Below are 24,770 nucleotides of genomic sequence, written 5' to 3'. Positions count from 1 at the left end.
GATGATCTTTTGGCTTTTACCACCATTCTTATGGCTGATTCATCTGAATAACCAGCCAGTGATAGATAACCGTCACAATATAACGTTGTTGTTCCTCACTTAACGAAACACCCTGCGGAATGTTATGCCACTTAGCCAGACAGCCACGGCAACAGGTCGCGGTAGCGTGCTGAGCGATAAACACCGGATGCCCGCGCATGGGGGTTTGCTTACCGTCGTTCGCCGGTAATGCCGGAGCAAGACGCTTAGCGACAAAATCTGCCGCATGTTGTTCAATAACCGGCGCGCCCTTCTCCAGACAATACTGACGCTCCTTGACGCCCAGACGAAAGCGAGAGCGAAATTTTGAGCGGGATAAACGCGCGAAGAGTGGATCAAGTGACTGCATTAATAAACCGAGCGTCCTAATTGTTTCGTCAATTGTTCAAGTACTGCGATACCGGCAAGCGAGTTACCTGCATCATCCAGTTCCGGGCTCCATACCGCAATAGCCATTTCATGCGGGACGATCGCAACAATACCGCCGCCAACGCCAGATTTCGCCGGAAGCCCTACCCGCCAGGCAAACTCCCCCGCGTTCTGGTACATTCCGCTCGTTGCCATCAGCGCGTTAATTTGCCGTGCCTGCATTGGCGTCACTACGGGCTCATCGATATGAATAGCCTTTCCCTGATTCGCCAGAAAGACAAACGTCCGCGCCAGCTCAACGCAGCTCATTTTCAGTGCACAGTAATGAAAGTAGTTTTGCAGAACGGTTGTCACATCATGATGGAAATTGCCAAACGACTTCATCAGCCAGGCGATCGCCGCATTTCTTGCGGAATGTTCAAACTCGGAGCGGGCAACCACCGTATCGTAGGCAATATCAGACACGCCGCTTAAGCCACGCACGACTTCCAGCATACGTTGCCGTGGTGCGCTTAATCGCCCTTGCAGCATATCGCAGACCACCAGCGCACCGGCATTAATAAACGGATTACGCGGAATGCCCTGCTCCATTTCCAGTTGCACTAAGGAATTGAACGGAGATCCCGACGGATCTTTGCCGACGCGTTGCCAGATTTCCTCTTCGGAGTAATGACGCATGGCGACAACGAGACTCAGCACTTTGGAAATAGACTGAATGGAAAAACGTTCTTGCGCGTCTCCGGCCTGGAAAAGCTGCCCATCAACGGTACAGATAGCAATCCCCAGACGGGAACCATCAACGGTTGCCAGTGCCGGAATATAATCAGCGACTTTACCCTGACCGATCAGCGGTCGCACTTGCCGCAAAATGGTCTCTAAAATTGCATTATCCATGGCGACAGCCACTCTCTGCTCCTTGCTCGCAGGTCTGAAAAGACCTGCGAGTATAACAGAGCTAAATATGTGACGTCAGATCCGGTCTTTCCACACCGTCTGGATATTACAGAACTCATGTAAGCCGAAATGAGAAAGTTCACGCCCAAAACCGCTCTTCTTCACACCGCCAAAAGCAACCCGTGCGTCGCTGGCACAGAAACCGTTGATAAACACGCCGCCGCATTCCAGACGTGCCGCCATCTGTCTGGCTTGTGTTTCGTCAGTAGTAAAAATCGTCGCAGAAAGGCCGAACTCACTGTCATTAGCCAGTTCCAGCGCATGTTCTGCATCTCTCGCTACGGTGATTGCCGCAACGGGGCCAAACATTTCTTCCCGAAACGCGGTCATTTCTGGGGTGACATTTGCCAGAACCGTTGGCGGATAGTAGTTACCTGCCCCAGCCATCTTTTCCCCACCCAGTAACAGACGTGCGCCCTGCGCCAGGGTTTTTTCCACCTGATGATGCAACTCATCACGCAAGTCAAAACGTGCCATCGGACCAAGATCGTTCTCTTCGTCACGGGGATCGCCCATTTTCAACGCTGCCGCAGCCGCTACAAAACGCTCGGTAAATGCCGAAGCAATCCCCTCTTCGATGATAAAGCGTTTTGCCGCCGCACAAACCTGTCCGGTATTCTGGTAACGCCCGGCTACCGCCGCTTTCACCGCAAGTTCCAGATCGGCATCGTTAAGCACAATAAACGGATCTGAACCGCCCAGCTCCAGTACGCATTTTTTCAGTGCCGCACCAGCCTGTGCACCAATAGCCGCTCCTGCACGGACACTTCCGGTTACGGTGACCGCCGCAATACGTGAATCTTTAATCATCTGACTGACACCATCGTTGTCAGCATTCAGCCAGCCATATACGCCTTGTGGGATACCCGCATCTGTAAACACCTGGGCAATGAGCTGAGCACAGCCCATCACATTCGGCGCGTGCTTAAGTAAGTAACCGTTACCTGCAAGAATGATGGGAACAGCGCCACGCATCACCTGCCATAAAGGAAAGTTCCACGGCATAACCGCCAGAATCGTCCCCATCGGTCGATACTCAATAACCGCCTGCTGATTCTCAACCAGCGTTGGTTCCGCTTTCAGCATTGCCGGGCCATGCTCTGCATACCAGTCACACAAATTCGCCGATTTCGCCACTTCGGCGCGTGCCTGCTTGATGGGTTTACCCATTTCACGGGTGATCATTTGCGCCATCTCTTCGCTGCGAGTGCGCAGAGCTTTACCGATATCACGTAGTTTTTCCGCCCGGTAATCTACGCTTGTCTCGCGCCAGCCGCGAAAACCTTCCACTGCAAGCTGAAGAGCGTTTTCAATATCGTCAGCGCCAGCCCAGGGCAGTGAAGAAAGTTGTTCACCATTGGCTGGATTTATCGAAATGGCATGGGTCGCCGGAGTGATGGTCATTGGGGTATCTCCTTTATGAGTTATGGTTTGAAGATACGTAGATTTACTCTTGTTTAAAAATGAATAATATTAAGCCACTTATTCACAAATCGAGAATACTATGGATCTGACTCAACTGGAGATGTTCAACGCAGTTGCCGAGGCTGGCAGCATTACCCAGGCTGCGGCTAAAGTTCATCGTGTGCCGTCGAATCTCACGACTCGTATACGTCAACTGGAAACAGAGCTCGGTGTTGAACTGTTTATCCGCGAAAATCAGCGTTTACGTCTCTCTCCCGCCGGGCATAACTTTTTACGCTACAGCCAACAAATTCTCGCGCTGGTGGATGAAGCGCGAAATGTCGTGGCTGGCGATGAGCCGCAAGGTCTGTTTTCTCTCGGATCGCTGGAAAGCACCGCCGCAGTGCGTATTCCGGCAACGCTGGCAGAATTTAACCGCCGTTACCCCAAAATTCAGTTTTCACTTTCCACCGGCCCTTCTGGCACGATGCTGGACGGCGTACTGGAAGGAAAACTGAATGCGGCATTTATTGATGGGCCGATTAACCATACCGCCATCGACGGGATACCGGTGTATCGCGAAGAGCTGATGATCGTCACACCACAAGGACATGCGCCAGTAACCCGCGCCAGTCAGGTTAATGGTTACAACATCTATGCCTTTCGCGCCAATTGTTCTTACCGCCGTCATTTTGAGAGCTGGTTTCATGCTGACGGCGCAGCTCCGGGGACTATTCATGAGATGGAATCGTATCACGGGATGTTGGCCTGTGTGGTCGCGGGTGCGGGCATTGCGCTTATCCCACGATCTATGCTGGAAAGTATGCCCGGGCATCATCAGGTTGAAGCGTGGCCGTTGACTGAGCAATGGCGCTGGTTAACGACCTGGCTGGTCTGGCGTCGCGGGGCGAAAACGCGTCCGCTTGAGGCGTTTATTGAACTGCTGGATGTACCAGACTAAATGTTGTACCTGCTACTCACGCTGCCGTTGATACAGCATGAATCGGCGAAACGCGACATAGATCACAAAACCGTTGTATTCAGATCATTAACCGTTTTAAGATCATTCTATTACCTTTTCGCAACTCATCCGATAATCGGTTATGACAACAAATATTGTTTCCCGCAAAGTGGCGTGGCTACGGGTCGTTACGCTGGCAGTTGCCGCCTTCATCTTCAATACCACCGAATTTGTGCCTGTAGGTTTGCTTTCTGATATTGCGCAAAGCTTTCATATGCAAACCGCACAAGTCGGTATCATGTTGACCATTTATGCGTGGGTGGTGGCGCTAATGTCACTGCCTTTTATGCTAATGACCAGTCAGGTTGAACGCCGCAAATTACTGATCTGTCTGTTTGTGGTGTTTATCGCCAGCCACATACTGTCGTTTTTATCGTGGAGCTTTACCGTTCTGGTGATCAGTCGTATTGGTGTGGCTTTCGCCCATGCTATTTTCTGGTCGATTACGGCGTCTCTGGCAATCCGTATGGCACCAGCCGGGAAGCGAGCGCAGGCATTGAGTTTAATTGCCACCGGCACAGCACTGGCGATGGTATTAGGTTTACCTCTCGGGCGCATTGTGGGGCAGTATTTCGGCTGGCGAATGACCTTCTTCGCAATTGGTATCGGGGCGCTTATCACCCTTTTGTGCCTGATCAAATTACTTCCATTACTGCCCAGTGAGCACTCTGGTTCGTTAAAAAGTCTTCCGCTGCTGTTTCGTCGCCCGGCATTGATGAGCATTTATTTGCTGACGGTAGTCGTGGTCACCGCCCATTACACGGCATACAGCTATATTGAACCTTTTGTGCAAAACGTTGCGGGGTTCAGCGCCAACTTTGCCACAGCATTGCTATTGATGCTCGGTGGTGCAGGCATCATTGGTAGCGTGATTTTCGGTAAGCTGGGTAATCAGTACGCATCTGTGCTGGTCAGCGCGGCGATTGCGCTATTGCTGGTGTGTCTGGCGCTTCTGTTACCTTCGGCAAGTAGTGAGATACACCTCGGCGTGCTGAGCATTTTCTGGGGGATTGCGATGATGATCATCGGGCTTGGGATGCAGGTTAAAGTACTGGCGCTGGCACCGGATGCCACCGACGTTGCGATGGCGCTCTTTTCCGGGATATTTAATATTGGCATTGGCGCCGGAGCACTGGTGGGTAATCAGGTAAGTCTGCACTGGTCGATGTCGATGATTGGTTATGTGGGTGCAGTTCCGGCACTCGCCGCGTTGATATGGTCAATCATCATATTCCGCCGCTGGCCAGTGACACTCGAAGAACAAACACGGTAGTTTAAAGACCCGAACAGGCCGCTTTGTTCGGGTCGGTAAATACAAAAGCACTCAAGCTCAATACATTGCAGAGATTACGTAGACCTGATAAACGTAGCGCATCAGGCAATGTTGCATTTGTCATCTGCCTCAGACCCATTCGGGTCTTTTTTAATGGTAAGTTTTAATAATTTCCAGGATGCCATTAATAATAAACTGCACGCCCATACAAACCAGCAAGAAGCCCATCAGGCGGGAGATTGCTTCAATTCCCCCTTTCCCCACCAGCCGCATAATGGCACCAGAGCTACGCAGGCTTCCCCATAAAATGACCGCCACCAGGAAAAAGATCAGCGGCGGCGCAACCATCAGAACCCAGTCCGCGAAGGTTGAACTCTGACGCACCGTTGACGCCGAGCTAATGATCATCGCAATGGTTCCCGGTCCGGCGGTACTTGGCATTGCCAGTGGCACAAAAGCAATATTGGCGCTGGGTTCATCTTCCAGTTCTTCTGATTTGCTTTTTGCTTCCGGTGAATCCGTTGCCTTTTGCTGAGGAAAGAGCATACGGAAACCGATAAACGCGACAATTAAACCACCGGCAATACGTAGACCGGGAATCGAAATTCCGAACGTGTCCATCACCAGTTGCCCGGCGTAATACGCCACCATCATGATGGCAAATACGTATACCGAGGCCATCAACGACTGGCGATTACGTTCGGCGCTGTTCATGTTGCCCGCCAGGCCAAGAAATAACGCGACTGTCGTTAATGGGTTGGCTAACGGCAGCAACACCACCAGCCCCAGACTAATTGCTTTAAACAAATCTAACATTGGTGGTTGTTGTCCTGTGTGTCTGAGTAATCAGCGAAAAGTATAAAGGGAAAACAAAGAGAAAGTTTCACTCTTTAACTAATCTTGCATAGCACTGACCAAAACTTGAACCGATTTAGCAAAACGTGGCATCAGACAATTCATTCATTTGACATATACTTGCCTGGGCAATATTATCCCCTGCAACTAATTACTTGCCAGGGCAACCATTGTGAAAAGTACCAGCGACCTGTTCAATGAAATCATCCCCTTGGGTCGCTTAATCTATATGGTTAATCAGAAGAAAGACCGTCTGCTTAACGATTATTTGTCTCCGCTGGATATCACGGCGGCACAGTTTAAGGTGCTCTGCTCTATCCGCTGCGCGGCGTGCATTACACCGGTCGAACTGAAAAAAGTGTTGTCGGTCGACCTTGGAGCACTGACCCGTATGCTGGATCGCCTGGTCTGTAAAGGCTGGGTAGAACGGTTGCCGAACCCGAATGACAAGCGCGGCGTGCTGGTAAAGCTCACCACCAGCGGCGCAGCGATATGTGAACAATGCCATCAATTAGTTGGCCAGGACCTGCATCAAGAATTAACAAAAAACCTGACGGCGGACGAAGTGGCAACGCTTGAGCATTTGCTTAAGAAAGTCCTGCCGTAAACAAAAAAAGAGGTATGACGATGTCCAGACGCAACACTGACGCTATTACCATTCATAGCATTTTGGACTGGATCGAGGACAACCTGGAATCGCCACTGTCACTGGAGAAAGTGTCAGAGCGTTCGGGTTACTCCAAATGGCACCTGCAACGGATGTTTAAAAAAGAAACCGGTCATTCATTAGGCCAATATATCCGCAGCCGTAAGATGACAGAAATCGCGCAAAAGCTGAAAGAAAGCAACGAGCCGATACTCTATCTGGCAGAACGTTATGGTTTCGAGTCCCAGCAAACGCTGACCCGAACCTTCAAAAACTACTTTGATGTTCCGCCGCATAAATACCGGATGGCTAATATTCAGGGCGAATCGCGCTTTTTACATCCATTAAATCATTACAATAGCTAGTTGAAACGTGACAACGTCACTGAGGCAATCATGAAACCACTTTAAACCACTTTTATCCGCAATGATAACCGCGCTTATTGTCTTTTCTGCGCAAGGCTTTGCGGAACAAACCACGCAGCCGACGGTTATTCCCTGTGGTGATGAAGTGATTGTTCCCCCATCGCAGGAACAACCACCATTCGATTTAAATCACATGGGTACAGGCAGTGATAAGTCGGATGCGCTGGGCGTGCCCTATTATAATCAACACGCCATGTAGTTAATTCTGGCCCCGACATCTCGGGGCTTATTAACTTCTCACCTTCACCGCTTTACGCCACCGCAAACCAAACACATTGATATACAGCCCGCCCATTATCAGCACCGCACCGAAGAATTGCAGACCCGTTAATCGTTCATCTAACAATAACGCCGCACTTGCCAGACCGACCACCGGGACAAGTAACGATAACGGTGCCACGCGCCAGGTTTCATAACGCCCAAGCAGCGTACCCCAGATCCCATAGCCGACAATTGTCGCCACAAACGCCAGGTACATCAGAGACAAAATGGTGGTCACGTCGATAGTGACCAGGCTGTGAATCATTGTTGCGGAACCATCGAGAATGAGCGAGGCAACAAAAAACGGGAGAATCGGGATCAATGCGCTCCACACTACCAGCGACATCACTGCCGGGCGCGATGAGTGCGACATGATCTTTTTATTGAAGATGTTGCCACACGCCCAGCTAAATGCTGCCGCCAGGGTAAGCATAAAACCGAGCATCGCCACATGTTGACCGTTCAGGCTATCTTCTATCAACACCAGCACGCCAAATATCGCTAAGGCGATCCCCGCCAGTTGCTTGCCATGTAGTCGTTCACCGAAAGTAAACGCGCCGAGGACAATCGTAAAAAACGCCTGAGCCTGTAAAACCAGCGAAGCAAGACCTGCAGGCATACCGAAGTTAATGGCACAGAACAGAAAGGCAAACTGCGCAAAACTGATGGTTAAACCATACCCCAGCAGCAAATTCAGCGGTACTTTCGGTCGTGCTACAAAAAAGATTGCCGGGAAGGCCACCAGCATAAAGCGCAAACCGGCCAACATGAGCGGTGGCATATTATGAAGCCCCACTTTGATGACCACAAAATTAAGCCCCCACACAACCACTACCAGTAGCGCCAACACCCCATCTTTTCGCGACATTCTACCGCCCCTGAATTTTCATCTTTTGTAAGCAATCAACTTAGCGGAATTTACTTTTCTTTAACAGTTGATTCGTTAGTCACCGTTTACGACGGCATTAATGCGCAAATAAGTCGCTATACTTCGGATTTTTGCCATGCTATTTCTTTACATCTCTAAAACAAAACATAACGAAACGCACTGCCGGACAGCCAAATGAACTTATCTCTGCGACGCTCTACCAGCGCCCTTCTTGCCTCGTCGTTGTTATTAACCATCGGACGCGGCGCTACGCTGCCGTTTATGACCATTTATTTGAGTCGCCAGTACGGTCTGGGTGTCGATTTGATTGGTTATGCGATGACAATTGCGCTTACTATCGGCGTCGTTTTCAGCCTCGGGTTTGGCATTCTGGCGGATAAGTTCGACAAGAAACGTTATATGTTACTGGCAATTACCGCCTTCGCCAGCGGTTTTATCGCCATTCCCCTGGTGGACAACGTGACGCTGGTGGTGCTGTTCTTCGCGCTCATCAACTGTGCGTATTCCGTTTTTGCTACCGTGTTGAAAGCCTGGTTTGCCGATAATCTTTCCTCCGCCAGTAAAACGAAGATCTTCTCGATCAACTACACCATGCTCAACATTGGCTGGACCATCGGCCCACCGCTCGGCACGCTGTTGGTGATGCAAAGTATCAATCTGCCCTTTTGGCTGGCAGCCATCTGTTCTGCGTTTCCTGTGCTTTTCATTCAAATTTGGGTGAAACGCAGCGAGAAAATCATCGCCACGGAGACGGGCAGCGTCTGGTCACCAAAGGTTTTGTTACAGGATAAAGCTCTGCTGTGGTTCACCTGCTCAGCCTTTCTGGCCTCTTTCGTGAGCGGTGCTTTTGCCTCGTGCATTTCACAATACGTGATGGTGATTGCTGATGGTGATTTTGCCGAAAAGGTGGTCGCGGTTGTTCTTCCGGTTAATGCTGCGATGGTAGTTACGTTGCAATATTCCGTGGGCCGGCGCATTAATCCGACCAACATCCGCGCGCTAATGACGGCCGGCACTCTCTGTTTTGTCGTCGGTCTGGTCGGGTTTATCCTTTCGGGCAACAGCCTGCTACTTTGGGGAATTTCAGCCGCCGTGTTTACTCTTGGCGAAATCATTTATGCCCCTGGCGAATATATGTTGATTGACCATATTGCACCATCAGGGATGAAAGCCAGCTATTTTTCCGCCCAGTCTTTAGGCTGGCTTGGTGCAGCGATTAACCCATTAGTGAGTGGCGTAGTGCTCACCAGCCTGCCGCCGTCCTCGCTGTTTGTCATCTTAGCGTTGGCGATCATTGCTGCGTGGGTGCTGATGTTAAAAGGCATTCACGCAAGACCCTGGGGACAGCCGGTTCTTTGTTGACTCACTGCCGTGCCTTAACGGCACGGCTTGACTCATTATTTTCCTGTTGCAAAGGCGTAGCCTTCATCTTCCCAGCCGGTTACCCCGCCGATCATGATTTTAACTGGCCTTCCTAACCGAGCCAGTTTGAGTGCCGCGCGGTCTGCGCCGTTACAATGTGGCCCCGCGCAATACACCACAAACAGAGTATCTTCCGACCATTGAGCCATTCTCTCTTCGGTCATTTGCTTATGGGGCAGATGAATCGCGCCGGGGACATGCCGACGGGCGAAATCCTCTTCACGTCCGACCACATGCAGCAAAACGAAATCATCGCCAATGTAGGCCAGCGAGTCATGAACATCGGCGCAATCCGTTTCAACACTCAAACGCATGAGAAAATGCGCTTCGGCAACGTCCGGTTTCGCTGCGGTAAATTCAGTGACATAACGCATATTGCTTTTTCCTTTTGGGTTGTTGTGTTAACAATAATGTAACCAATCAACCTTTCACTGACCGCCTTCCAATATGCCAGAAAAAAGCAAAATGATGACAACAGTACAACGACCGCTTGTCACTGTACTGGCCTATGACGGGCTTTGTACTTTTGAATTCGGTGTAGCCGTTGAAATCTTCGGCCTGCCACGCCCGGAACTGGGCGATAACTGGTATCGGTTTGCTGTTGCTGCGGTAGAACCCGGTGCGCTGCAAGCTACTGGCGGGATCCACGTAGTTGCGGATGGCGGGCTGGAGCTACTGACTGAAGCCGATATGATTATTATTCCAGGCTGGCGCGGTATAGATGCAACAGTACCAGAAGTACTATGTCAGGCGTTGCGCGAAGCACATCAACGCGGTACTCGTCTGGTATCGATATGCTCGGGCGTATTTGTCCTTGCCGCCGCTGGCCTTCTTCACCAGCGAAAAGCGACCACCCACTGGCGCTACACGGAACAACTCCAGCATCGTTACCCTTCAATTCATGTAAGTGACAATGTGTTATATCAGGATGAAGGACAAGTAATGACCTCCGCCGGAAGCGCAGCAGGGATCGATCTGTGCTTACATATCGTGCGCAAAGATTATGGTCATGAAATTGCTAATAATGTCGCCCGGCGGCTGGTCATTCAGCCACATCGCCACGGTGAGCAACCACAAAACCTGACACGCCCGATGGCTGCGCCGCGTGAAAGCCATACGTTAGGCGCATTATTCGACTTTTTACAGCAAAATCTGGCACAAACGCATACCGTTGCCTCTCTCGCCGGACGAGTGAATATGAGTCAACGTACTTTTTTAAGACGTTTTGTCGCCTTAACGGGTATGACACCCGCCCGCTGGCTTCTCAATGAGCGATTAATGCGAGTGGAGGATTATCTGCAAAATTCGTCGTTTAGCATCGATAAAATTGCCGAGCTGACGGGGTTTGGTAATTCATCTTTACTGCGTCATCATTTTCATCAGCGTTTTTTATTATCCCCTTCACAATATCGGAAAAACAGCCGTTCCTCATCACATTAACCCTCTAATTCAGCCTTCGTTTAGGTTACCTCTGCTAATATCTTTCTCATTGAGATGAAAATTAAGGTAAGAGAGGAAACACACCACACCATAAACGGAGGCAAATAATGCTGAGTAATATGAATGTTTTTATAGCTGTACTGGGAATAATTTTATTTTCTGGCTTTCTGGCCGCGTATTTCAGCCACAAATGGGATGACTAATGAACGGAGATAATCCCTCACCTAATCGGCCCCTTGTTACAATTGTGTACAAGGGGCCTGATTTTTCTGACGGCGAAAAAAAACCGCCAGTAAACCGGCGGTGAATGCTTGCATGGATAGATTTGTGTTTTTACTTTTGCGCTAACAGGCGTTTCTCTGCACTGGTAACGGATCATTGACACAGTAGCATTATTTTTCTCAATGAATGTTAAACGGCGCTTAAACTCGAGTAATCACGTTTTGTTCGTCAATAAACACGCAGCGATTTCTTCCGGTTTGCTTACCCTCATACATTGCCCGGTCTGCTCTTCCGATGACTACATCCAGCGGTTCTTCAGGAAATGCACGGCTCACACCTGCGGTCACGGTTATGTTGATATGCCCTTCAGAATGTGCGATTGCATGGTTATCGACTAGCTGGCAAATGCGTACTCCGGCACGACAGGCATCTTCATCATTAGCAGCTTTGACAATGATGATAAATTCTTCGCCGCCATAGCGATAAACCGTTTCATAATCACGTGTCCAGGTAGCTAAGTAAGTTGCCAGGGTGCGTAATACCACATCACCGATTAAATGCCCGTAGGTATCATTAACCAATTTAAATCGGTCTATGTCCAGCAGCATTAAATAGAGATTCAGTGGTTCAGCATTACGTAATTGATGATCAAAGGATTCATCAAGAACCCGACGACCAGGTAATCCAGTCAGAACATCCATATTGCTACGAATCGTCAGCAAATAAATTTTGTAATCGGTTAATGCTGCCGTAAAAGAAAGTAACCCTTCCTGAAATTCATCAAAATGAGCGTCCTGCCAGCGATTTTCGACAATAGCCAACATTAATTCCCGACCACAGTTATGCATATGTTGATGGGCAGAATCCATTAGCCGAACGTAAGGTAATTCATCGTTATCGAGTGGCCCCAGATGATCAATCCAGCGACCGAACTGGCACAGTCCATAAGAATGGTTATCCGTAATTTCTGGCTTACTGGCATCTCTCGCTACCACGCTGTGAAACATACTCACCAGCCATTGGTAATGGGCATCGATAGCCTTATTGAGATTTAACAAGATGGCATCGATTTCCGTTGTCTTCTTGATCATTGCCACTCCTTTTTCACAGTTCCTTGTGCGCCGTACTCTACCGAGAGAAAAGAAAAATTACGTCAATATTTTAATAGAAATCCTAATCTGAGACGACGTTAAAGATAACATTGTGATTTAAAACAAAATAAGCAGATAAAAAAGTGTTTAATTCTGTAAATCATCTCTTCCTTGCGCCATAAAACAGAGGCAAATAACATAAACAGCAAAGCCTGATGCCCCAATTGATTGGGCCATCAGACGCATTTATTTTTGTGACTATTTCTGCAGATGTGTGACCCGAACCACGGCTGGGGTGCTTTTCTTATCCAGACTCCCGCTAATGTTGATCATCTGGTCAGGCTGAACTTGTCGTCCATCAAAAACGGCAGCAGGAATAACAACATTAATTTCACCGCTCTTATCGCGAAAAACGTAACGGTCTTCACCCTTGTGGGAAATTAAATTACCTCGTAATGAAACTGAGGCACCATCATGCATAGTTATCGCAAAATCAACGGTCATTTTTTTTGCATCATCAGTTCCGCGATAGCCGTCTTCTATTGCATGTGGCGGTGGTGGCGCAGCATCCTGTTTTAAGCCGCCCTGGTCATCCGCTAACGCATAAGGCATGACAAGAAAACCTGCTAATACAATGGCCTGAAATTTCATACTGACTCCTTAATTGCGTTTGGTTTGACTTATTAAGTCTGGTTGCTATTTTTATAATTGACAAATAAGAATCATACTGATTGTTATAAAACAATTAAAATCAGTCAGCTAGCAACAAAATCTTCAGCAAATTTAACTCAAAAAGACAATAAAAAGATTAAAGAAAGCTGTGTTTAAGTCTTAAGTATATTTTCAGAATAATCGGCTTTATAAATTTAATTTTTATTATAGTGAAAGAACATACAAAAAAGGCAAATCATCTTTGCAGCTAATAACGTGGACAAACAACGATGAACATTAATAGCAATAAAATTGTACAACTTGCAGATAGCGATACCATTGAAAACCTGACATCCGCGTTGAGCCAAAGACTTATCGCTGATCAATTACGCTTAACTACCGCCGAATCATGCACTGGCGGTAAGTTGGCTTGCGCGCTGTGTGCTGCTGAAGACACACCAAAGTTTTACGGCGCAGGCTTTGTCACCTTTACCGATCAAGCCAAAATGAAAATCCTTGGCGTCAGTCAGCAATCTCTTGAGAAATATACGGCAGTGAGCGAGAAGATAGCGACAGAAATGGCAACTGGTGCCAAAGAGCGCGCAGATGTCGATATGAGTATTGCCATTACCGGCTACGGTGGGCCTGAAGGTGGGCAGGATGGTACGCCCGCAGGCACAGTCTGGTTCGCATGGAATATTAAAGGAAAAATGCATACTGCGGTTATGCATTTTGATGGCGATTGCGAAACGGTATTAGCATTGGCGGTTCGATTTGCACTGGCGCAGCTTTTGAAATTACTGGAGTGACGTTCTGGCCTGGCTTCACGCCAGACCAGCCATATTTACAGAAAATTAGACGTCCAGCCCGCGATGTTGCAACATCGGTGAGATCTGTGGTGCCTTACCGCGCCATTGACGATACAGGCGTTCTAAATCTTCGCTGTTGCCTCTGGAAAGAATCGCCTCGCGAAAACGTTGCCCATTCTCACGCGTTAAGCCGCCCTGCTCGACAAACCATTGATAACCATCGTCTGCCAGCATTTGCGTCCACAAATAGGCGTAATATCCCGCCGCATATCCACCACCAAAAATGTGGGCGAAATAACTGCTGCGATAACGTGGCGGTACGGCGGGAAGATCCATATTTTCCGCCGCCAGCGCCCGCAGTTCGAAATCATTCATATCCTGCATCGCTTCATGCTCTTGCAGACAGTGCCAGCGCATATCAAGAAGTGCGGCGCTAAGCAGTTCGCTCATCTCATAACCTTTATTGAACAGGCTGGCATTACGCATTTTTTGTTGTAACTCTTCCGGCATTGCTTTCCCGCTCTGATAATGCCGGGCGTAGCGCGCGAATACCTGCGGATGCATTGCCCAATGCTCGTTGATTTGCGAAGGAAATTCGACAAAATCGCGTGGTGTATTGGTGCCAGAAAGCGTGGCATAACGCTGGCAGGCAAACAGACCGTGCAACGTATGCCCAAACTCATGGAATAATGTAATAACATCGTCCCACAGCAACAATGCGGGTTCGTCTGTTGCCGGTTTCTGATAATTACAAACGTTATAGATTACCGGGCGTGTTTCATTGAGCGTAGATGGCTCTACAAAATTCCCCATCCATGCGCCGCCGCTTTTTGAATCACGGGCGAAGAAATCACCGTAAAATAACGCCAGTCCCTCGCCATTATGATCAAAAATTTCCCATACGCGGACATCAGGATGGTAAACAGGAATATCAAAACGTTCGACAAACTTAATACCGAAGAGCTGATTGGCGGTCCAGAATACACCTTCATTCAACACCGTGTTTAATTCGAAATAAGGTTTAAGCTGCGCCTCATCGAGACAGAATTTCTCCCGCCGCACCTGTTCAGCATAAAATGCCCAGTCCCACGGCTGGGCGCTGAACCCACCCTGCTGATTATCGATAACCGCCTGTATAGACGCTAATTCATCGCTCGCACGTTGACGTGCCGCCGGAACAATTTCCCGCATAAAGTTGAGTGCTGCTTCTGGTGTTTTTGCCATCTGATCGGCAATTTTCCATGCGGCATAATAAGGGAAACCAAGTAGTTTCGCCTGTTGGGCGCGGATCTCCACAAGCCGTTGAATGATGGAACGAGTATCATTGCCATCGTTTTTTTCCGCGCGTGTCCACCCCGCAGTGAACAGTTTTTCACGTGTAGAACGATCGCGGAGTTCCGCAAGCGCCGGTTGTTGCGTGGTATTCAGCAATGGAATAAGCCATTTGTTTTCCAGACCTTTCTCGCGAGCCGCCTCAGCCGCCAGCGCAATTTCTTGCTCACTCATGCCTGCCAGTTGCTGAACATCGTCAACCACCAGCCCACCGGATTTGTTCGCGGCTAATAATCGCTGGTTAAACTGACTGGTCAGGGTTGCGGCTTCTGTGTTCAGCACTTTTAATTTTGCTTTATCAGCATCTTCAAGTTTGGCACCGGCAAGAACAAAACGTTGATGAATAACTTCAACCAAACGAATAGATTCACTATCAAGACCCAGCGTTTCGCGCCGCTGCCAGACAGCATCTACCCGCGCGAATAATTCACCATTCAGGTAGATATCATTCGCCAGTTCCGCCAGTTCCGCCGAGAACTGTTCATCAAGACGCTGTAATTCATCATTAGTATGCGCCGAGGTCATGGCAAAGAAGACGCTGGTAACACGAGTGAGTAATTCCCCGCTCTTTTCGAGAGCCAGAATAGTGTTATTAAAATCGGGCGTCTGCGGGTTTAAAGCTATCGCCTCTATCTCAACCCGCTTTTGCCGCATCCCCTCATCGAATGCCGGGCGATAGTGTTGATTTTCAATCTGATCAAAATGGGGAGCCATATACGGCAGAGTACTCTGCGTAAGGAAAGGATTCGTCGTTGACATTTTCTACTCCTGAAAACGAGGTGTTCCATAGCGTAGGCTTACTAATAACGGAGTGCAATCTTGCAAACCAGTATTACCCGCTCTTAAGCATCACGTGCTATGTTATTGACACACAAAATCGTTGAGGAACAGTGAGATGATCGTTTTAGTAACTGGAGCAACGGCAGGTTTTGGTGAATGCATTACGCGTCGTTTTATTCAACAAGGGCATAAAGTTATCGCCACTGGCCGTCGCCAGGAACGGTTGCAGGAGTTAAAAGACGAACTGGGCGATAATTTGTATATCGCCCAACTGGACGTTCGCAACCGCGCCGCCATTGAAGAGATGCTGACTTCGCTTCCTGCCGAGTGGCGTAATATCGATATTCTGGTAAACAATGCTGGACTGGCGCTGGGTATGGAACCTGCACATAAAGCCAGCGTTGAAGACTGGGAAACTATGATTGATACCAACAATAAAGGCCTGGTGTATATGACCCGCGCTGTCCTGCCTGGCATGGTCGAGCGTAATCATGGTCATATTATTAACATTGGCTCAACGGCGGGTAGCTGGCCATATGCTGGTGGTAACGTTTATGGCGCGACAAAAGCGTTTGTTCGTCAGTTCAGCCTGAATCTGCGCACTGACTTGCATGGTACGGCAGTGCGTGTCACCGACATCGAGCCAGGTCTGGTGGGTGGCACCGAGTTTTCCAATGTCCGCTTTAAAGGCGACGACGATAAAGCGGAAAAAACCTATCAAAACACCGTTGCGCTGACGCCAGAAGATGTCAGCGAAGCAGTCTGGTGGGTTGCCACACTCCCTGCTCACGTCAACATCAATACTCTGGAAATGATGCCGGTTACCCAAAGCTATGCCGGACTGAATGTCCATCGCCATTAATTTTTATACCCGGCTTAACCGCCGGGTTATTGCTTGTCACAAAAAAGTGGTAGACTCACGCAGTTAACCCACTCACAAGCAAGAACGAATGACCGTCGAAACGCAACTTAATCCCACACAACCTGTCAATCAGCAAATTTATCGTATTCTTCGCCGCGACATTGTCCATTGCCTGATCCCTCCGGGCACACCGTTGTCGGAAAAAGAAGTTTCTGTTCGTTTCAATGTGTCACGCCAGCCGGTTCGTGAAGCCTTCATTAAACTGGCAGAAAACGGCCTGATTCAAATTCGCCCGCAGCGTGGCAGCTACGTCAATAAAATTTCCATGACTCAGGTACGCAATGGTAGTTTTATTCGTCAGGCTATTGAGTGTGCCGTTGCCCGCCGGGCGGCGACCATGATTACCGATAGCCAGTGCTATCAGCTTGAGCAAAATCTCCACCAACAACGTATTGCCATTGAACGCAAACAGCTGGATGATTTTTTTGAGTTGGATGATAACTTCCATCAAATTCTGACGCAGATTGCCGACTGTCAGCTTGCGTGGGACACCATTGAAAACCTGAAAGCAACTGTTGACCGCGTGCGCTATATGAGCTTTGACCACGTATCGCCGCCCGATATGTTATTACGTCAACACATGGATATTTTTACTGCTCTACAAAAACATGATGGCGATGCGGTAGAAAAAGCAATGACTCTGCATTTGCAGGAAATAAGTGAATCCGTGCAGCTGATCCGCCAGGAAAATAGCGACTGGTTTAGCGAAGAGTAATTCATTTCCTCTCATCCCATCCGGGGTGAGAGTCCATCCCCTTCTTCTGGTTCATGCAAGCATCAAAAAAGATGTGAACTTGATCATAAACAAAAAAATATTCACCCGACAGGAGTATTTATATTGCGCCCGTTACGTGGGCTTCGACTGTAAATCAGAAAGGAGAAAACACCTATGACGACCTACGATCGTAACCGTAACGCAATCACCACTGGCAGCCGTGTTATGGTTAGCGGCACCGGTCACACTGGCAAGATCCTGTCGATTGACACTGAAGGTCTGACCGCAGAACAAATCCGTCGCGGTAAAACCGTGGTTGTTGAAGGTTGTGATGAAAAACTCGCGCCTCTGGACCTGATTCGTCTCGGCATGAACTAAGCGTGTGAATGCCGCCGATGGCGGCATTGCTGTTTTTACCTCACGATATATTTTGCCACGGTCGCTTTCGCGCCATGCGCTAATAAAGCCAAGTACGCTTCCGTCACCTTTGCAACAAACAAGCTATTGTTCGGCAAATCTTCGCCAAATATCGCCTTAATCGCCATCAACGACTGCACACGCTTTTTCCCTTCGGCGCTACTTTGCACAGCCTTTTGAATAACCGGTAGTAACGGATCGCTAATCTCAATCTGATTTCCCTGTTCATCAACACCGCCAACATAACGCATCCAACCAGCAACACCCAACGCCAGCAGATCGAACGCGCTGTCATGTTCCAGATGCCAGCGAATTGAATCCAGCATCCGCTGCGGCAGTTTCTGACTACCATCCATTGCAATCTGCCAGGTTCGGTGGCGTAAAGCCGGGTTGCTGTAGCGTTCAATCAGTCGATCGGCATAATTTTGCAAATCCACACCCTGTACTTTCAGCGTGGGCGCCTGTTCCTGCAACATCAAGGCATGTGCCGCATGACGATAATTTTCATCTTCCATACAGTCGTTAATGTGCTGATATCCCGCCAGATAGCCCAGATAAGCCAGGAAGGAGTGGCTACCGTTGAGCATACGCAGTTTCATCTCTTCATAAGGCAGTACATCGCTGACCAGTTCAGCACCGACTTTTTCCCATTCAGGGCGTCCGGCAACAAAATTATCTTCAATAACCCACTGACGGAAAGGCTCACAGGCCACACCTGCCGGATCGCGCACGCCGATAAGTTGTTCGATTTTGTCCAGCGTTTCTGCCGTCACTGCGGGTACAATGCGATCCACCATTGTCGACGGAAAAGTCACGTTTTCTTCTATCCATTGCGCCAGTTTTACATCTACAGCCCTGGCATATGAAGTGACAACGTCACGCATAACGTAACCATTTTCTGGCATGTTGTCACATGACATGATGGTAAACGCTGGAAGTCCTGCGGCTTTACGGCGAGCCAGCGCCTCGACAATCACGCCTGTTGCTGTTTTCGGCTGGTGGGGATTTTGCAAGTCGGCAGCTACCATCGGGTGATCCAGCATTAACTGTCCGGTTGCCGGAGAGTGGAAATACCCTTTTTCGGTGATTGTCAGAGAGACAATTGCGATTTGCGGTTCACACATCGCGGCCAGCACGGCTTCTAAGCCATCTATTTGTACGTGCAGCGCCTTTTTCACGACGCCGACGACGCGAGCGGTCCACGCATCAGCCGACATTTCTGCAACGGTATAGAGATTATCTTGCTGTTTTAGATCGATGATTTGCTGTTCACCGCCAATCAGGTTCATTTCATAGTAGCCCCAATCGCTGTGATGCTGGGCTGCCAGGATATCGGCATACACGCCCTGATGCGCGCGATGAAATGCACCAAACCCTAAATGAACAATTTTTGGCACCAGGTTATTACGATCATAAACAGGGAGTGTCGCTTTGGCTGATAACAAATTATTTCCCATGAAAATTCCTTTAATTTCAATATGGCAAGCTGAATGGTTTGTTATAGGAATAAAAAATCCCTCCTCACTAAGAGAAGGGATTCTGGATTTACAGACTTGTTGAAGGTTGCGCAGCTCTTACAACGCGCGGTTGATCTTCTGCAGCATCTTCCAGCGCACTCAAATCGCGGTCTTTAACTTCTGGCATTTTCAGCGCGGAAATTAAGCCGATGACGGAATAAGCCATAATCATTATTGCAATCGGATACCAGGATCCGGTCATGGTACAGAAAATACCGGCCAGAATAGGACCAAAACCTGAAGCGATAAGACCACCAATTTCTTTAGATATTGCCATTCGGGTAAAGCGGTTTTTACAGCCGAACATCTCTGCCATGGTAATATTTTCCAGGGCAAATAATCCCAACACCGCACAGTTGTGAATCACAATGAGAGCAACCATGATGGTGCCCGGTGCATAGCTTTTATCTACAATGATAGAAAGCATTGGCCACGCCAGGACAATAGCTGAAGTATTCATAATGATGTAAGGAATACGACGACCAATTTTATCAGATAACCAACCGAGGAAAGGAATCGTCATAAAACCGATAATAGAACTGATCATTAATGCATCTGTGGGAATTGCTTTATTGAACAGCAAAGTTTGCACTAAATAACCAGCAAGGAAGGTTTGAATCAGACCTGAGTTTCCTGCCTGTCCAAAACGCAGACCCGTTGCCAACCAAAAAGATTTGCTCTGGAACATGCTACCAGCAGGTGCAGGTTTTGCTGTAGGTTGGTTGCTGTCGTTAACCTTCTCAAAGACAGGGCTTTCTTTCAGGTTCATACGCAACCAGATAGCAAAGACCATCACGACAACGCTCGCCAGGAACGGTATACGCCATCCCCATGCCAGCAGTTCTTCTTTACTAAGAATAAAGAACATAAAGGCCCAGATTGCCGTTGCGCTCAACGTACCGCAGTTCGTTCCCATCGCAACGAATGAGGAGATAATGCCGCGTTTACCTTTCGGCGCATATTCCGCCAGCATCGTACCAGCACCGGAAATTTCAGCGCCTGCCCCCAGCCCCTGAATAATACGCAGCGTCACCAGCAATATTGGCGCAAAAACACCAATCTGCGCATAGGTCGGCAACACACCAATTAAGGTAGTACAGATCCCCATCATGGTGATGGTAATAAAGAGCACTTTCTTACGCCCTATTCTGTCGCCCATTTTGCCGAAAATAAATGCTCCGACAATACGTGCAACATAACCAGCACCGTAGGTTCCCATTGCCAGAATTAACGCCATTGCGGTTGATGATTCCGGAAAAAATATTTCATGGAATACTAACGCTGCACCGAGCGAGTATAACTGAAAATCCATAAATTCAAGTGCCGTACCTAACCATCCTGATACCGCTGCCTTCACTAAATCCTTAGTGCTTCTTTCATGTTTTTCTATTGTCATAATTATTATCTCTAAATAAGAGGTAAGATGCGTACTGCTTATTCGCTATTATTGGTATTATTCAGAAAACGTGAGTAAAACTTTGCAACAGTGCTTTTGATCCTTTTCGAATAATGAAATGGCATCAGCAACACGCAGATAATCAAAGGTATGGGTAATTAATTTATCAGGATTAATTAACCCTTTGCTTAACCAGTCGATAACGACCGGGAATTTATTGGCATTTAACCGGGAAGAAAAAATAGAGAGTTCCTTGCCAGTAATTCCCTGCTGAATGACTTCAGACGGTTCACTGGAGAAGCCCATTAACACAATTCGTGCCGCCGGAGAAGCCAGCATAACTGCTTCTTTCAAAATGGAAGGATGGCAAGCAGCATCAATAATTAATGTTGGTTTGATGCCCTTTTCAGCGAATATTTCGCCAAGCGTTGTCTGGCTGTTATTAATCACCCAGTCTGCCCCGCTCTCTTTCGCTTTATCCAGTCGTTCATCAATGCGATCGGCGACAATCACATTTTTAACGTTATAAACACCCTTTAATACCTGAACGATAGTCAGACCAATTGGACCGGCACCATAAACCAGCACGGTGTCATCTTCTGTCGGCTGTCCGTGTCCGGTAACGTTCGCCGCAATGGTAAATGGTTCGATCATTACAGCGAACTGATCAGCCACTCCATCGGGAATTTTCCACGCATTCTTCGCCGGAACGACTGCATATTCGCTAAAACCGCCATCAGCGTGAACACCTAATACAGCCAGAGTTGTGCAAACGTTGGGCTTACCCATTGAGCACGGATAACAATGTCCGCAGCTGACTACGGGATCTACCGCAACACGTTCGCCAACTCTGGCGTTATCCACACCTTCACCTACGGCATCAATCACGCCAAAAAATTCGTGACCAATGACACGCGGATACTTTGCAAACGGATTATGACCGCGATAAATGTGACTATCCGATCCACAAATTCCCGCGAGTTTCACTTTTACTCGTACTTCACCCACTGCCGGGGTCGGAATTTCACGTTCGATAATCGCCAGTTGATTCGGTTTTTCAATTAAAATACTTTTCATTATTGTATGACTCCTTACCAGTTCCATAGCGTGCCATCTTCCAGACGTGCGACTGGCAGATAGGCAGGTTCGTAGGGATATTTCGCCGCCAGCTTTTCATCGAATTCGATACCAATGCCTGGCTTATCACCAGGATGCATATAGCCGTTATCGAAGATCCAGTTGTGCGGGAAGACTTCAAGCATTTGTTCTGAATAGCCCATATACTCCTGAACGCCGAAATTCGGCACCCACAAGTCAAAGTGCAACGCCGCAGCCATGCAGACTGGTGACAAATCGGAAGGACCATGTGAGCCAGTACGAACCTGGTAAAGCGAAGCAAAATCGGCAATTCTGCGCATACCTGTGATGCCGCCAGCGTGGGTCAGCGTTGTACGGATATAGTCGATAAGTTGTTCTTCAATCAGCTGTTTGCAGTCCCAGATGCTGTTAAAGACTTCACCCACCGCAATTGGCGTTACGGTATGTTGGCGAATGAGGCGGAAGCACTCCTGGTTTTCTGCGGGTGTCGGATCTTCCATCCAGAACAGGCGATAATCTTCAATACTTTTGCCAAAGCGTGCCGCCTCAATGGGCGTTAAACGATGGTGCATGTCATGCAGCACATGCTCATTAAAGCCAAACTTGTTGCGCACTGCGTCGAACAGTTTTGGCATGAAGTCGAGATATTTTTCCGTTGACCACAACTGCTCTTCTGGCCACTGCCCTTTGGTCGCAGGTTCATAAGCCAGCCCTTTTCCTTTGGACATACCGTAAGTCGTTTTCATTCCGGGAATACCACACTGCACGCGGATGGCTTTGAATCCCAGTTCCTGATGACGAGCATAATCATCCAGTGCTTCATCAATACTGTGACCGGTGGTATGACAATAGACCATTACGCCTTACGGGAAGCCCCACCTAACAGTTGGTAAAGCGGCATGTTTGCGGCTTTGGCTTTAATGTCCCACAGCGCCATATCAACAGCGGAAATAGCCGACATGGTGACAGGACCGCGACGCCAGTAAGCGCCTTTATAGAAAAACTGCCAGATATCTTCGATACGATGGGCATCGCGGCCTATAAGTTGCGGACAGATATGATCCTGCAAATAGGACGCAACGGAAAGCTCGCGCCCGTTCAGAGTTGCATCACCAAGACCGGTAATACCGTCCTCGGTGGTGATTTTTAAGGTGACGAAATTACGTCCCGGACAGGTAACAAAAACTTCAGCCCCTACGATCTTCATGTTCTATTCCTTGCATCGCTTGTCGTGATGCATGAAATCTACGCAACTGAGCTACTACCATACAAGTATTAAGATCAAGAAAAGCCAGAGCGATCACAAAAAAAGGCGCATATTTGCGCCGTGAATAGTTCTAAAAACAGTCAAGCTTTATTGTTTTTCCGGGGTTCAACTAGTGCGTATTTTATTGATAAAAAATAATTAATCATATCAGAAAAGTCAGGTGCGTCCCCAGCCAGCAACAATAATCAACATGCCGCAAAGCGCAATTATCGCTCCCGTCCAGTCGTAGAGACTGAGCTTCACCCCATCTACCACCCGCAGCCACAGGAGCGCCGTACAGACATAAACACCGCCATACGCTGCATAAACTCGCCCACTTGCTGCCGGATGCAACGTTAACAGCCAGACGAAAAGCGCCAGAGAAATCCCCGCTGGAACCAACAACCAGACACTGGCATTCCGTTTCAGCCACAGCCAGGGCAAAAAACAACCAATGATTTCACACAAAGCGGTAGCAAAAAACAGTAACGTTGTTTTAATCATCTTTGTCACTCATTGACATCATGTATATTTATAGGGCGACATAATATCATCAACATAGACATCCTTCTGGTACGTTTCGCGTTCACAGTGGATCGTGTAAAATCGCCCTTAACCATTCATGTAAGGAATGAATCATGAATATCACTCTCTGCAAAAAACTCAGCCTGCTCGCTTTTCTGCTGCCTTGCGCACTGGCATTTAGCGCAACTACCCATGCAGAAACCAACAAACTGGTGATTGAATCTGGCGACAGCGCACAGAGTCGCCAGCAGGCAGCAATGGAAAAAGAGCAATGGAATGACACGCGTAATCTGCGTCAAAAAATCAACAAACGCACCGAGAAAGAATGGGATAAAGCTGACGCCGCATTTGATAGCCGCGATAAATGCGAGCAGAGTGCCAATATTAATGCCTACTGGGAGCCGAATACTTTACGCTGCCTGGACCGTCGTACTGGTCGCGTAATCATCCCCTAACCTGTTATTGATATAAGGAATGTAAGGACACGTTATGACTAGCGCCCACAGTGTTAAGCTACGTCCGCTGGAGCGTGAAGATTTACGCTATGTGCATCAACTCGACAATAACGCCAGCGTGATGCGTTACTGGTTTGAGGAGCCGTACGAAGCCTTTGTTGAACTCTCTGATCTGTACGATAAGCATATTCACGATCAGAGTGAACGTCGTTTCGTCGTGGAATGCGATGGCGAAAAGGCAGGTCTGGTGGAACTGGTAGAAATTAACCACGTCCATCGCCGCGCAGAATTTCAGATAATCATCTCCCCGGAATACCAGGGTAAAGGTCTGGCAACCCGCGCCGCGAAATTAGCGATGGATTATGGTTTCACTGTTCTTAATCTCTATAAGCTTTATCTGATTGTCGATAAAGAGAATGAGAAAGCGATTCATATTTATCGTAAGCTCGGTTTTACGGTCGAAGGTGAACTGATGCATGAATTCTTTATTAACGGTCAATATCGCAATGCTATTCGCATGTGCATATTCCAGCATCAGTATCTGGCGGAACATAAAACGCAAGGGCAGACTCTACTAAAACCAACCGCGCAATAGT

27 protein-coding genes and 2 pseudogenes are annotated in these 24,770 nt (G+C 48.3%); 15 read left to right on the top strand and 14 right to left on the bottom strand.

Translation table 11 applies throughout. From position 1 onward, the window contains the following. Positions 1-28 precede the first annotated feature (28 nt). The 3 genes from WC5_RS05240 to sad all read right to left on the bottom strand — a co-directional run bounded on the left by WC5_RS05240 (position 29) and on the right by sad (position 2,766). On the bottom strand, positions 29-388 hold the full coding sequence (locus tag WC5_RS05240; RefSeq protein WP_001191034.1) for a DUF4186 domain-containing protein: 360 nt from the start codon (positions 386-388) through the stop codon (positions 29-31). Continuing rightward, complete coding sequence (glsB, locus tag WC5_RS05245; protein ID WP_000257426.1) at positions 388-1,314, bottom strand: glutaminase B; 927 nt, start codon at positions 1,312-1,314, stop codon at positions 388-390. Before glsB ends, WC5_RS05240 begins: the two co-directional genes overlap by 1 nt. Positions 1,315-1,377: 63 nt before the next feature. Next, positions 1,378-2,766 (bottom strand): succinate-semialdehyde dehydrogenase, encoded by a 1,389-nt coding sequence (gene sad / locus WC5_RS05250; protein ID WP_000156606.1) that lies wholly within the window; start codon positions 2,764-2,766, stop codon positions 1,378-1,380. A gap of 100 nt (positions 2,767-2,866) precedes the next feature. On the opposite strand from sad, the gene ptrR reads away from it, so the two are divergent. Both ptrR and ydeA read left to right on the top strand, forming a co-directional pair. Beyond that, positions 2,867-3,727, top strand: coding sequence for a putrescine utilization regulator PtrR (gene ptrR, locus WC5_RS05255; RefSeq protein ID WP_000366487.1), 861 nt, complete (start codon positions 2,867-2,869; stop codon positions 3,725-3,727). A 142-nt stretch (positions 3,728-3,869) separates the two neighbouring features. After that, on the top strand, positions 3,870-5,060 hold the full coding sequence (gene ydeA, locus WC5_RS05260) for an L-arabinose MFS transporter (RefSeq protein WP_000210463.1): 1,191 nt from the start codon (positions 3,870-3,872) through the stop codon (positions 5,058-5,060). A 150-nt stretch (positions 5,061-5,210) separates the two neighbouring features. Here ydeA and marC read toward each other — a convergent pair whose 3' ends face one another. Then, positions 5,211-5,876, bottom strand: coding sequence for an NAAT family transporter MarC (gene marC, locus WC5_RS05265; RefSeq protein ID WP_000885044.1), 666 nt, complete (start codon positions 5,874-5,876; stop codon positions 5,211-5,213). A gap of 211 nt (positions 5,877-6,087) precedes the next feature. Between marC and marR the strand changes: the two genes are divergently transcribed. The 3 genes and pseudogenes from marR to marB form a co-directional block, all read left to right on the top strand. Further along, complete coding sequence (marR, locus tag WC5_RS05270) at positions 6,088-6,522, top strand: multiple antibiotic resistance transcriptional regulator MarR (RefSeq protein WP_000843430.1); 435 nt, start codon at positions 6,088-6,090, stop codon at positions 6,520-6,522. A gap of 20 nt (positions 6,523-6,542) precedes the next feature. Beyond that, positions 6,543-6,926, top strand: coding sequence for an MDR efflux pump AcrAB transcriptional activator MarA (gene marA / locus WC5_RS05275; RefSeq protein ID WP_000091195.1), 384 nt, complete (start codon positions 6,543-6,545; stop codon positions 6,924-6,926). 43 nt (positions 6,927-6,969) lie between these two features. Next, positions 6,970-7,185: pseudogene (gene marB / locus WC5_RS05280) on the top strand (multiple antibiotic resistance protein MarB); the annotation flags it as partial. Positions 7,186-7,215: 30 nt separating this feature from the next. Here the strand turns inward: marB and eamA are convergent. After that, positions 7,216-8,115 carry an O-acetylserine/cysteine exporter gene (gene eamA / locus WC5_RS05285; protein ID WP_000087209.1) on the bottom strand — a complete coding sequence of 300 codons (900 nt, stop codon included), beginning with the start codon at positions 8,113-8,115 and terminating at the stop codon, positions 7,216-7,218. Positions 8,116-8,310: 195 nt separating this feature from the next. Between eamA and ydeE the strand changes: the two genes are divergently transcribed. Then, complete coding sequence (ydeE, locus tag WC5_RS05290) at positions 8,311-9,498, top strand: efflux MFS transporter YdeE (RefSeq protein ID WP_001054149.1); 1,188 nt, start codon at positions 8,311-8,313, stop codon at positions 9,496-9,498. 35 nt (positions 9,499-9,533) lie between these two features. Here ydeE and WC5_RS05295 read toward each other — a convergent pair whose 3' ends face one another. Next, on the bottom strand, positions 9,534-9,932 hold the full coding sequence (locus WC5_RS05295) for a rhodanese-like domain-containing protein (protein WP_001271099.1): 399 nt from the start codon (positions 9,930-9,932) through the stop codon (positions 9,534-9,536). A gap of 94 nt (positions 9,933-10,026) precedes the next feature. On the opposite strand from WC5_RS05295, the gene ftrA reads away from it, so the two are divergent. The 3 genes from ftrA (at position 10,027) to mgtT (ending at position 11,305) form a co-directional block, all read left to right on the top strand. Next, positions 10,027-10,998 carry a transcriptional regulator FtrA gene (gene ftrA, locus WC5_RS05300; protein WP_140442101.1) on the top strand — a complete coding sequence of 324 codons (972 nt, stop codon included), beginning with the start codon at positions 10,027-10,029 and terminating at the stop codon, positions 10,996-10,998. 107 nt (positions 10,999-11,105) lie between these two features. Beyond that, a complete protein-coding gene (gene mgtS, locus WC5_RS05305; RefSeq protein ID WP_016231698.1) occupies positions 11,106-11,201 on the top strand; it encodes a protein MgtS in 96 nt (31 codons plus the stop codon). Then, the gene (gene mgtT, locus WC5_RS25685; RefSeq protein ID WP_214678006.1) at positions 11,201-11,305 is read left to right on the top strand and encodes a protein MgtT; all 105 of its coding nucleotides are present in this window, start codon (positions 11,201-11,203) and stop codon (positions 11,303-11,305) included. Before mgtS ends, mgtT begins: the two co-directional genes overlap by 1 nt. A gap of 115 nt (positions 11,306-11,420) precedes the next feature. Here mgtT and dgcZ read toward each other — a convergent pair whose 3' ends face one another. After that, the gene (gene dgcZ / locus WC5_RS05310) at positions 11,421-12,311 is read right to left on the bottom strand and encodes a diguanylate cyclase DgcZ (RefSeq protein WP_000592845.1); all 891 of its coding nucleotides are present in this window, start codon (positions 12,309-12,311) and stop codon (positions 11,421-11,423) included. Positions 12,312-12,569: 258 nt separating this feature from the next. Continuing rightward, positions 12,570-12,962 carry a YdeI family stress tolerance OB fold protein gene (ydeI, locus tag WC5_RS05315; protein WP_000671719.1) on the bottom strand — a complete coding sequence of 131 codons (393 nt, stop codon included), beginning with the start codon at positions 12,960-12,962 and terminating at the stop codon, positions 12,570-12,572. 290 nt (positions 12,963-13,252) lie between these two features. On the opposite strand from ydeI, the gene WC5_RS05320 reads away from it, so the two are divergent. Continuing rightward, positions 13,253-13,771 carry a 2-oxo-tetronate isomerase gene (locus tag WC5_RS05320; protein WP_001024825.1) on the top strand — a complete coding sequence of 173 codons (519 nt, stop codon included), beginning with the start codon at positions 13,253-13,255 and terminating at the stop codon, positions 13,769-13,771. A 45-nt stretch (positions 13,772-13,816) separates the two neighbouring features. On the opposite strand, the gene dcp is transcribed toward WC5_RS05320, so the two are convergent. Beyond that, positions 13,817-15,862 carry a peptidyl-dipeptidase Dcp gene (gene dcp, locus WC5_RS05325; RefSeq protein ID WP_000108373.1) on the bottom strand — a complete coding sequence of 682 codons (2,046 nt, stop codon included), beginning with the start codon at positions 15,860-15,862 and terminating at the stop codon, positions 13,817-13,819. A 136-nt stretch (positions 15,863-15,998) separates the two neighbouring features. On the opposite strand from dcp, the gene ydfG reads away from it, so the two are divergent. The 3 genes from ydfG to ydfZ all read left to right on the top strand — a co-directional run bounded on the left by ydfG (position 15,999) and on the right by ydfZ (position 17,898). Continuing rightward, positions 15,999-16,745, top strand: a complete 747-nt coding sequence (gene ydfG, locus WC5_RS05330) for a bifunctional NADP-dependent 3-hydroxy acid dehydrogenase/3-hydroxypropionate dehydrogenase YdfG (RefSeq protein WP_010346482.1) — start codon at positions 15,999-16,001, stop codon at positions 16,743-16,745. Between the two features lie 88 nt (positions 16,746-16,833). Then, positions 16,834-17,520: a DNA-binding transcriptional regulator rspR gene (rspR, locus tag WC5_RS05335; protein WP_000215571.1), complete on the top strand. Its 687-nt coding sequence runs from the start codon at positions 16,834-16,836 to the stop codon at positions 17,518-17,520. Between the two features lie 174 nt (positions 17,521-17,694). After that, on the top strand, positions 17,695-17,898 hold the full coding sequence (gene ydfZ / locus WC5_RS05340; protein ID WP_000214710.1) for a putative selenium delivery protein YdfZ: 204 nt from the start codon (positions 17,695-17,697) through the stop codon (positions 17,896-17,898). Positions 17,899-17,933: 35 nt separating this feature from the next. On the opposite strand, the gene WC5_RS05345 is transcribed toward ydfZ, so the two are convergent. From WC5_RS05345 to WC5_RS05360, 5 genes and pseudogenes are all read right to left on the bottom strand, one after another. Continuing rightward, a complete protein-coding gene (locus tag WC5_RS05345; protein ID WP_016231697.1) occupies positions 17,934-19,394 on the bottom strand; it encodes a mannitol dehydrogenase family protein in 1,461 nt (486 codons plus the stop codon). Between the two features lie 88 nt (positions 19,395-19,482). Beyond that, complete coding sequence (gene ydfJ / locus WC5_RS05350) at positions 19,483-20,850, bottom strand: MHS family MFS transporter YdfJ (RefSeq protein WP_000151240.1); 1,368 nt, start codon at positions 20,848-20,850, stop codon at positions 19,483-19,485. A 57-nt stretch (positions 20,851-20,907) separates the two neighbouring features. After that, on the bottom strand, positions 20,908-21,927 hold the full coding sequence (locus tag WC5_RS05355) for a Zn-dependent oxidoreductase (protein ID WP_000836029.1): 1,020 nt from the start codon (positions 21,925-21,927) through the stop codon (positions 20,908-20,910). A 14-nt stretch (positions 21,928-21,941) separates the two neighbouring features. After that, positions 21,942-23,155 (bottom strand): annotated as a pseudogene (gene rspA, locus WC5_RS0122590) (starvation-sensing protein RspA). A gap of 216 nt (positions 23,156-23,371) precedes the next feature. Then, positions 23,372-23,698 carry a YnfA family protein gene (locus WC5_RS05360; RefSeq protein ID WP_010350727.1) on the bottom strand — a complete coding sequence of 109 codons (327 nt, stop codon included), beginning with the start codon at positions 23,696-23,698 and terminating at the stop codon, positions 23,372-23,374. Positions 23,699-23,832: 134 nt separating this feature from the next. Between WC5_RS05360 and WC5_RS05365 the strand changes: the two genes are divergently transcribed. Together WC5_RS05365 and speG are read left to right on the top strand one after the other, a co-directional pair. Then, entirely contained in the window at positions 23,833-24,174 is a 342-nt protein-coding gene (locus tag WC5_RS05365) for a DUF1283 family protein (RefSeq protein WP_001027859.1), read from the top strand. A 34-nt stretch (positions 24,175-24,208) separates the two neighbouring features. Beyond that, the gene (gene speG / locus WC5_RS05370) at positions 24,209-24,769 is read left to right on the top strand and encodes a spermidine N1-acetyltransferase (RefSeq protein ID WP_000199501.1); all 561 of its coding nucleotides are present in this window, start codon (positions 24,209-24,211) and stop codon (positions 24,767-24,769) included. Position 24,770: the final 1 nt, after the last annotated feature.

The organism is Escherichia sp. KTE114 (genome assembly GCF_000407765.1).
GTDB classification, from domain to species: domain Bacteria; phylum Pseudomonadota; class Gammaproteobacteria; order Enterobacterales; family Enterobacteriaceae; genus Escherichia; species Escherichia ruysiae.
This window is presented reverse-complemented; position numbering and strand designations above follow the sequence as displayed.

Coding starts and splice junctions, on each gene's coding strand:
- WC5_RS05240 (WP_001191034.1), bottom strand. CDS start 388: ATGCAGTCACTTGATCCACTCTTCGCGCGTTTATCCCGCTCAAAATTT.
- sad (WP_000156606.1), bottom strand. CDS start 2,766: ATGACCATCACTCCGGCGACCCATGCCATTTCGATAAATCCAGCCAAT.
- ptrR (WP_000366487.1), top strand. CDS start 2,867: ATGGATCTGACTCAACTGGAGATGTTCAACGCAGTTGCCGAGGCTGGC.
- ydeA (WP_000210463.1), top strand. CDS start 3,870: ATGACAACAAATATTGTTTCCCGCAAAGTGGCGTGGCTACGGGTCGTT.
- marC (WP_000885044.1), bottom strand. CDS start 5,876: ATGTTAGATTTGTTTAAAGCAATTAGTCTGGGGCTGGTGGTGTTGCTG.
- marA (WP_000091195.1), top strand. CDS start 6,543: ATGTCCAGACGCAACACTGACGCTATTACCATTCATAGCATTTTGGAC.
- eamA (WP_000087209.1), bottom strand. CDS start 8,115: ATGTCGCGAAAAGATGGGGTGTTGGCGCTACTGGTAGTGGTTGTGTGG.
- ydeE (WP_001054149.1), top strand. CDS start 8,311: ATGAACTTATCTCTGCGACGCTCTACCAGCGCCCTTCTTGCCTCGTCG.
- WC5_RS05295 (WP_001271099.1), bottom strand. CDS start 9,932: ATGCGTTATGTCACTGAATTTACCGCAGCGAAACCGGACGTTGCCGAA.
- ftrA (WP_140442101.1), top strand. CDS start 10,027: ATGACAACAGTACAACGACCGCTTGTCACTGTACTGGCCTATGACGGG.
- mgtS (WP_016231698.1), top strand. CDS start 11,106: ATGCTGAGTAATATGAATGTTTTTATAGCTGTACTGGGAATAATTTTA.
- mgtT (WP_214678006.1), top strand. CDS start 11,201: ATGAACGGAGATAATCCCTCACCTAATCGGCCCCTTGTTACAATTGTG.
- dgcZ (WP_000592845.1), bottom strand. CDS start 12,311: ATGATCAAGAAGACAACGGAAATCGATGCCATCTTGTTAAATCTCAAT.
- ydeI (WP_000671719.1), bottom strand. CDS start 12,962: ATGAAATTTCAGGCCATTGTATTAGCAGGTTTTCTTGTCATGCCTTAT.
- WC5_RS05320 (WP_001024825.1), top strand. CDS start 13,253: ATGAACATTAATAGCAATAAAATTGTACAACTTGCAGATAGCGATACC.
- dcp (WP_000108373.1), bottom strand. CDS start 15,862: ATGTCAACGACGAATCCTTTCCTTACGCAGAGTACTCTGCCGTATATG.
- ydfG (WP_010346482.1), top strand. CDS start 15,999: ATGATCGTTTTAGTAACTGGAGCAACGGCAGGTTTTGGTGAATGCATT.
- rspR (WP_000215571.1), top strand. CDS start 16,834: ATGACCGTCGAAACGCAACTTAATCCCACACAACCTGTCAATCAGCAA.
- ydfZ (WP_000214710.1), top strand. CDS start 17,695: ATGACGACCTACGATCGTAACCGTAACGCAATCACCACTGGCAGCCGT.
- WC5_RS05345 (WP_016231697.1), bottom strand. CDS start 19,394: ATGGGAAATAATTTGTTATCAGCCAAAGCGACACTCCCTGTTTATGAT.
- ydfJ (WP_000151240.1), bottom strand. CDS start 20,850: ATGACAATAGAAAAACATGAAAGAAGCACTAAGGATTTAGTGAAGGCA.
- WC5_RS05355 (WP_000836029.1), bottom strand. CDS start 21,927: ATGAAAAGTATTTTAATTGAAAAACCGAATCAACTGGCGATTATCGAA.
- WC5_RS05360 (WP_010350727.1), bottom strand. CDS start 23,698: ATGATTAAAACAACGTTACTGTTTTTTGCTACCGCTTTGTGTGAAATC.
- WC5_RS05365 (WP_001027859.1), top strand. CDS start 23,833: ATGAATATCACTCTCTGCAAAAAACTCAGCCTGCTCGCTTTTCTGCTG.
- speG (WP_000199501.1), top strand. CDS start 24,209: ATGACTAGCGCCCACAGTGTTAAGCTACGTCCGCTGGAGCGTGAAGAT.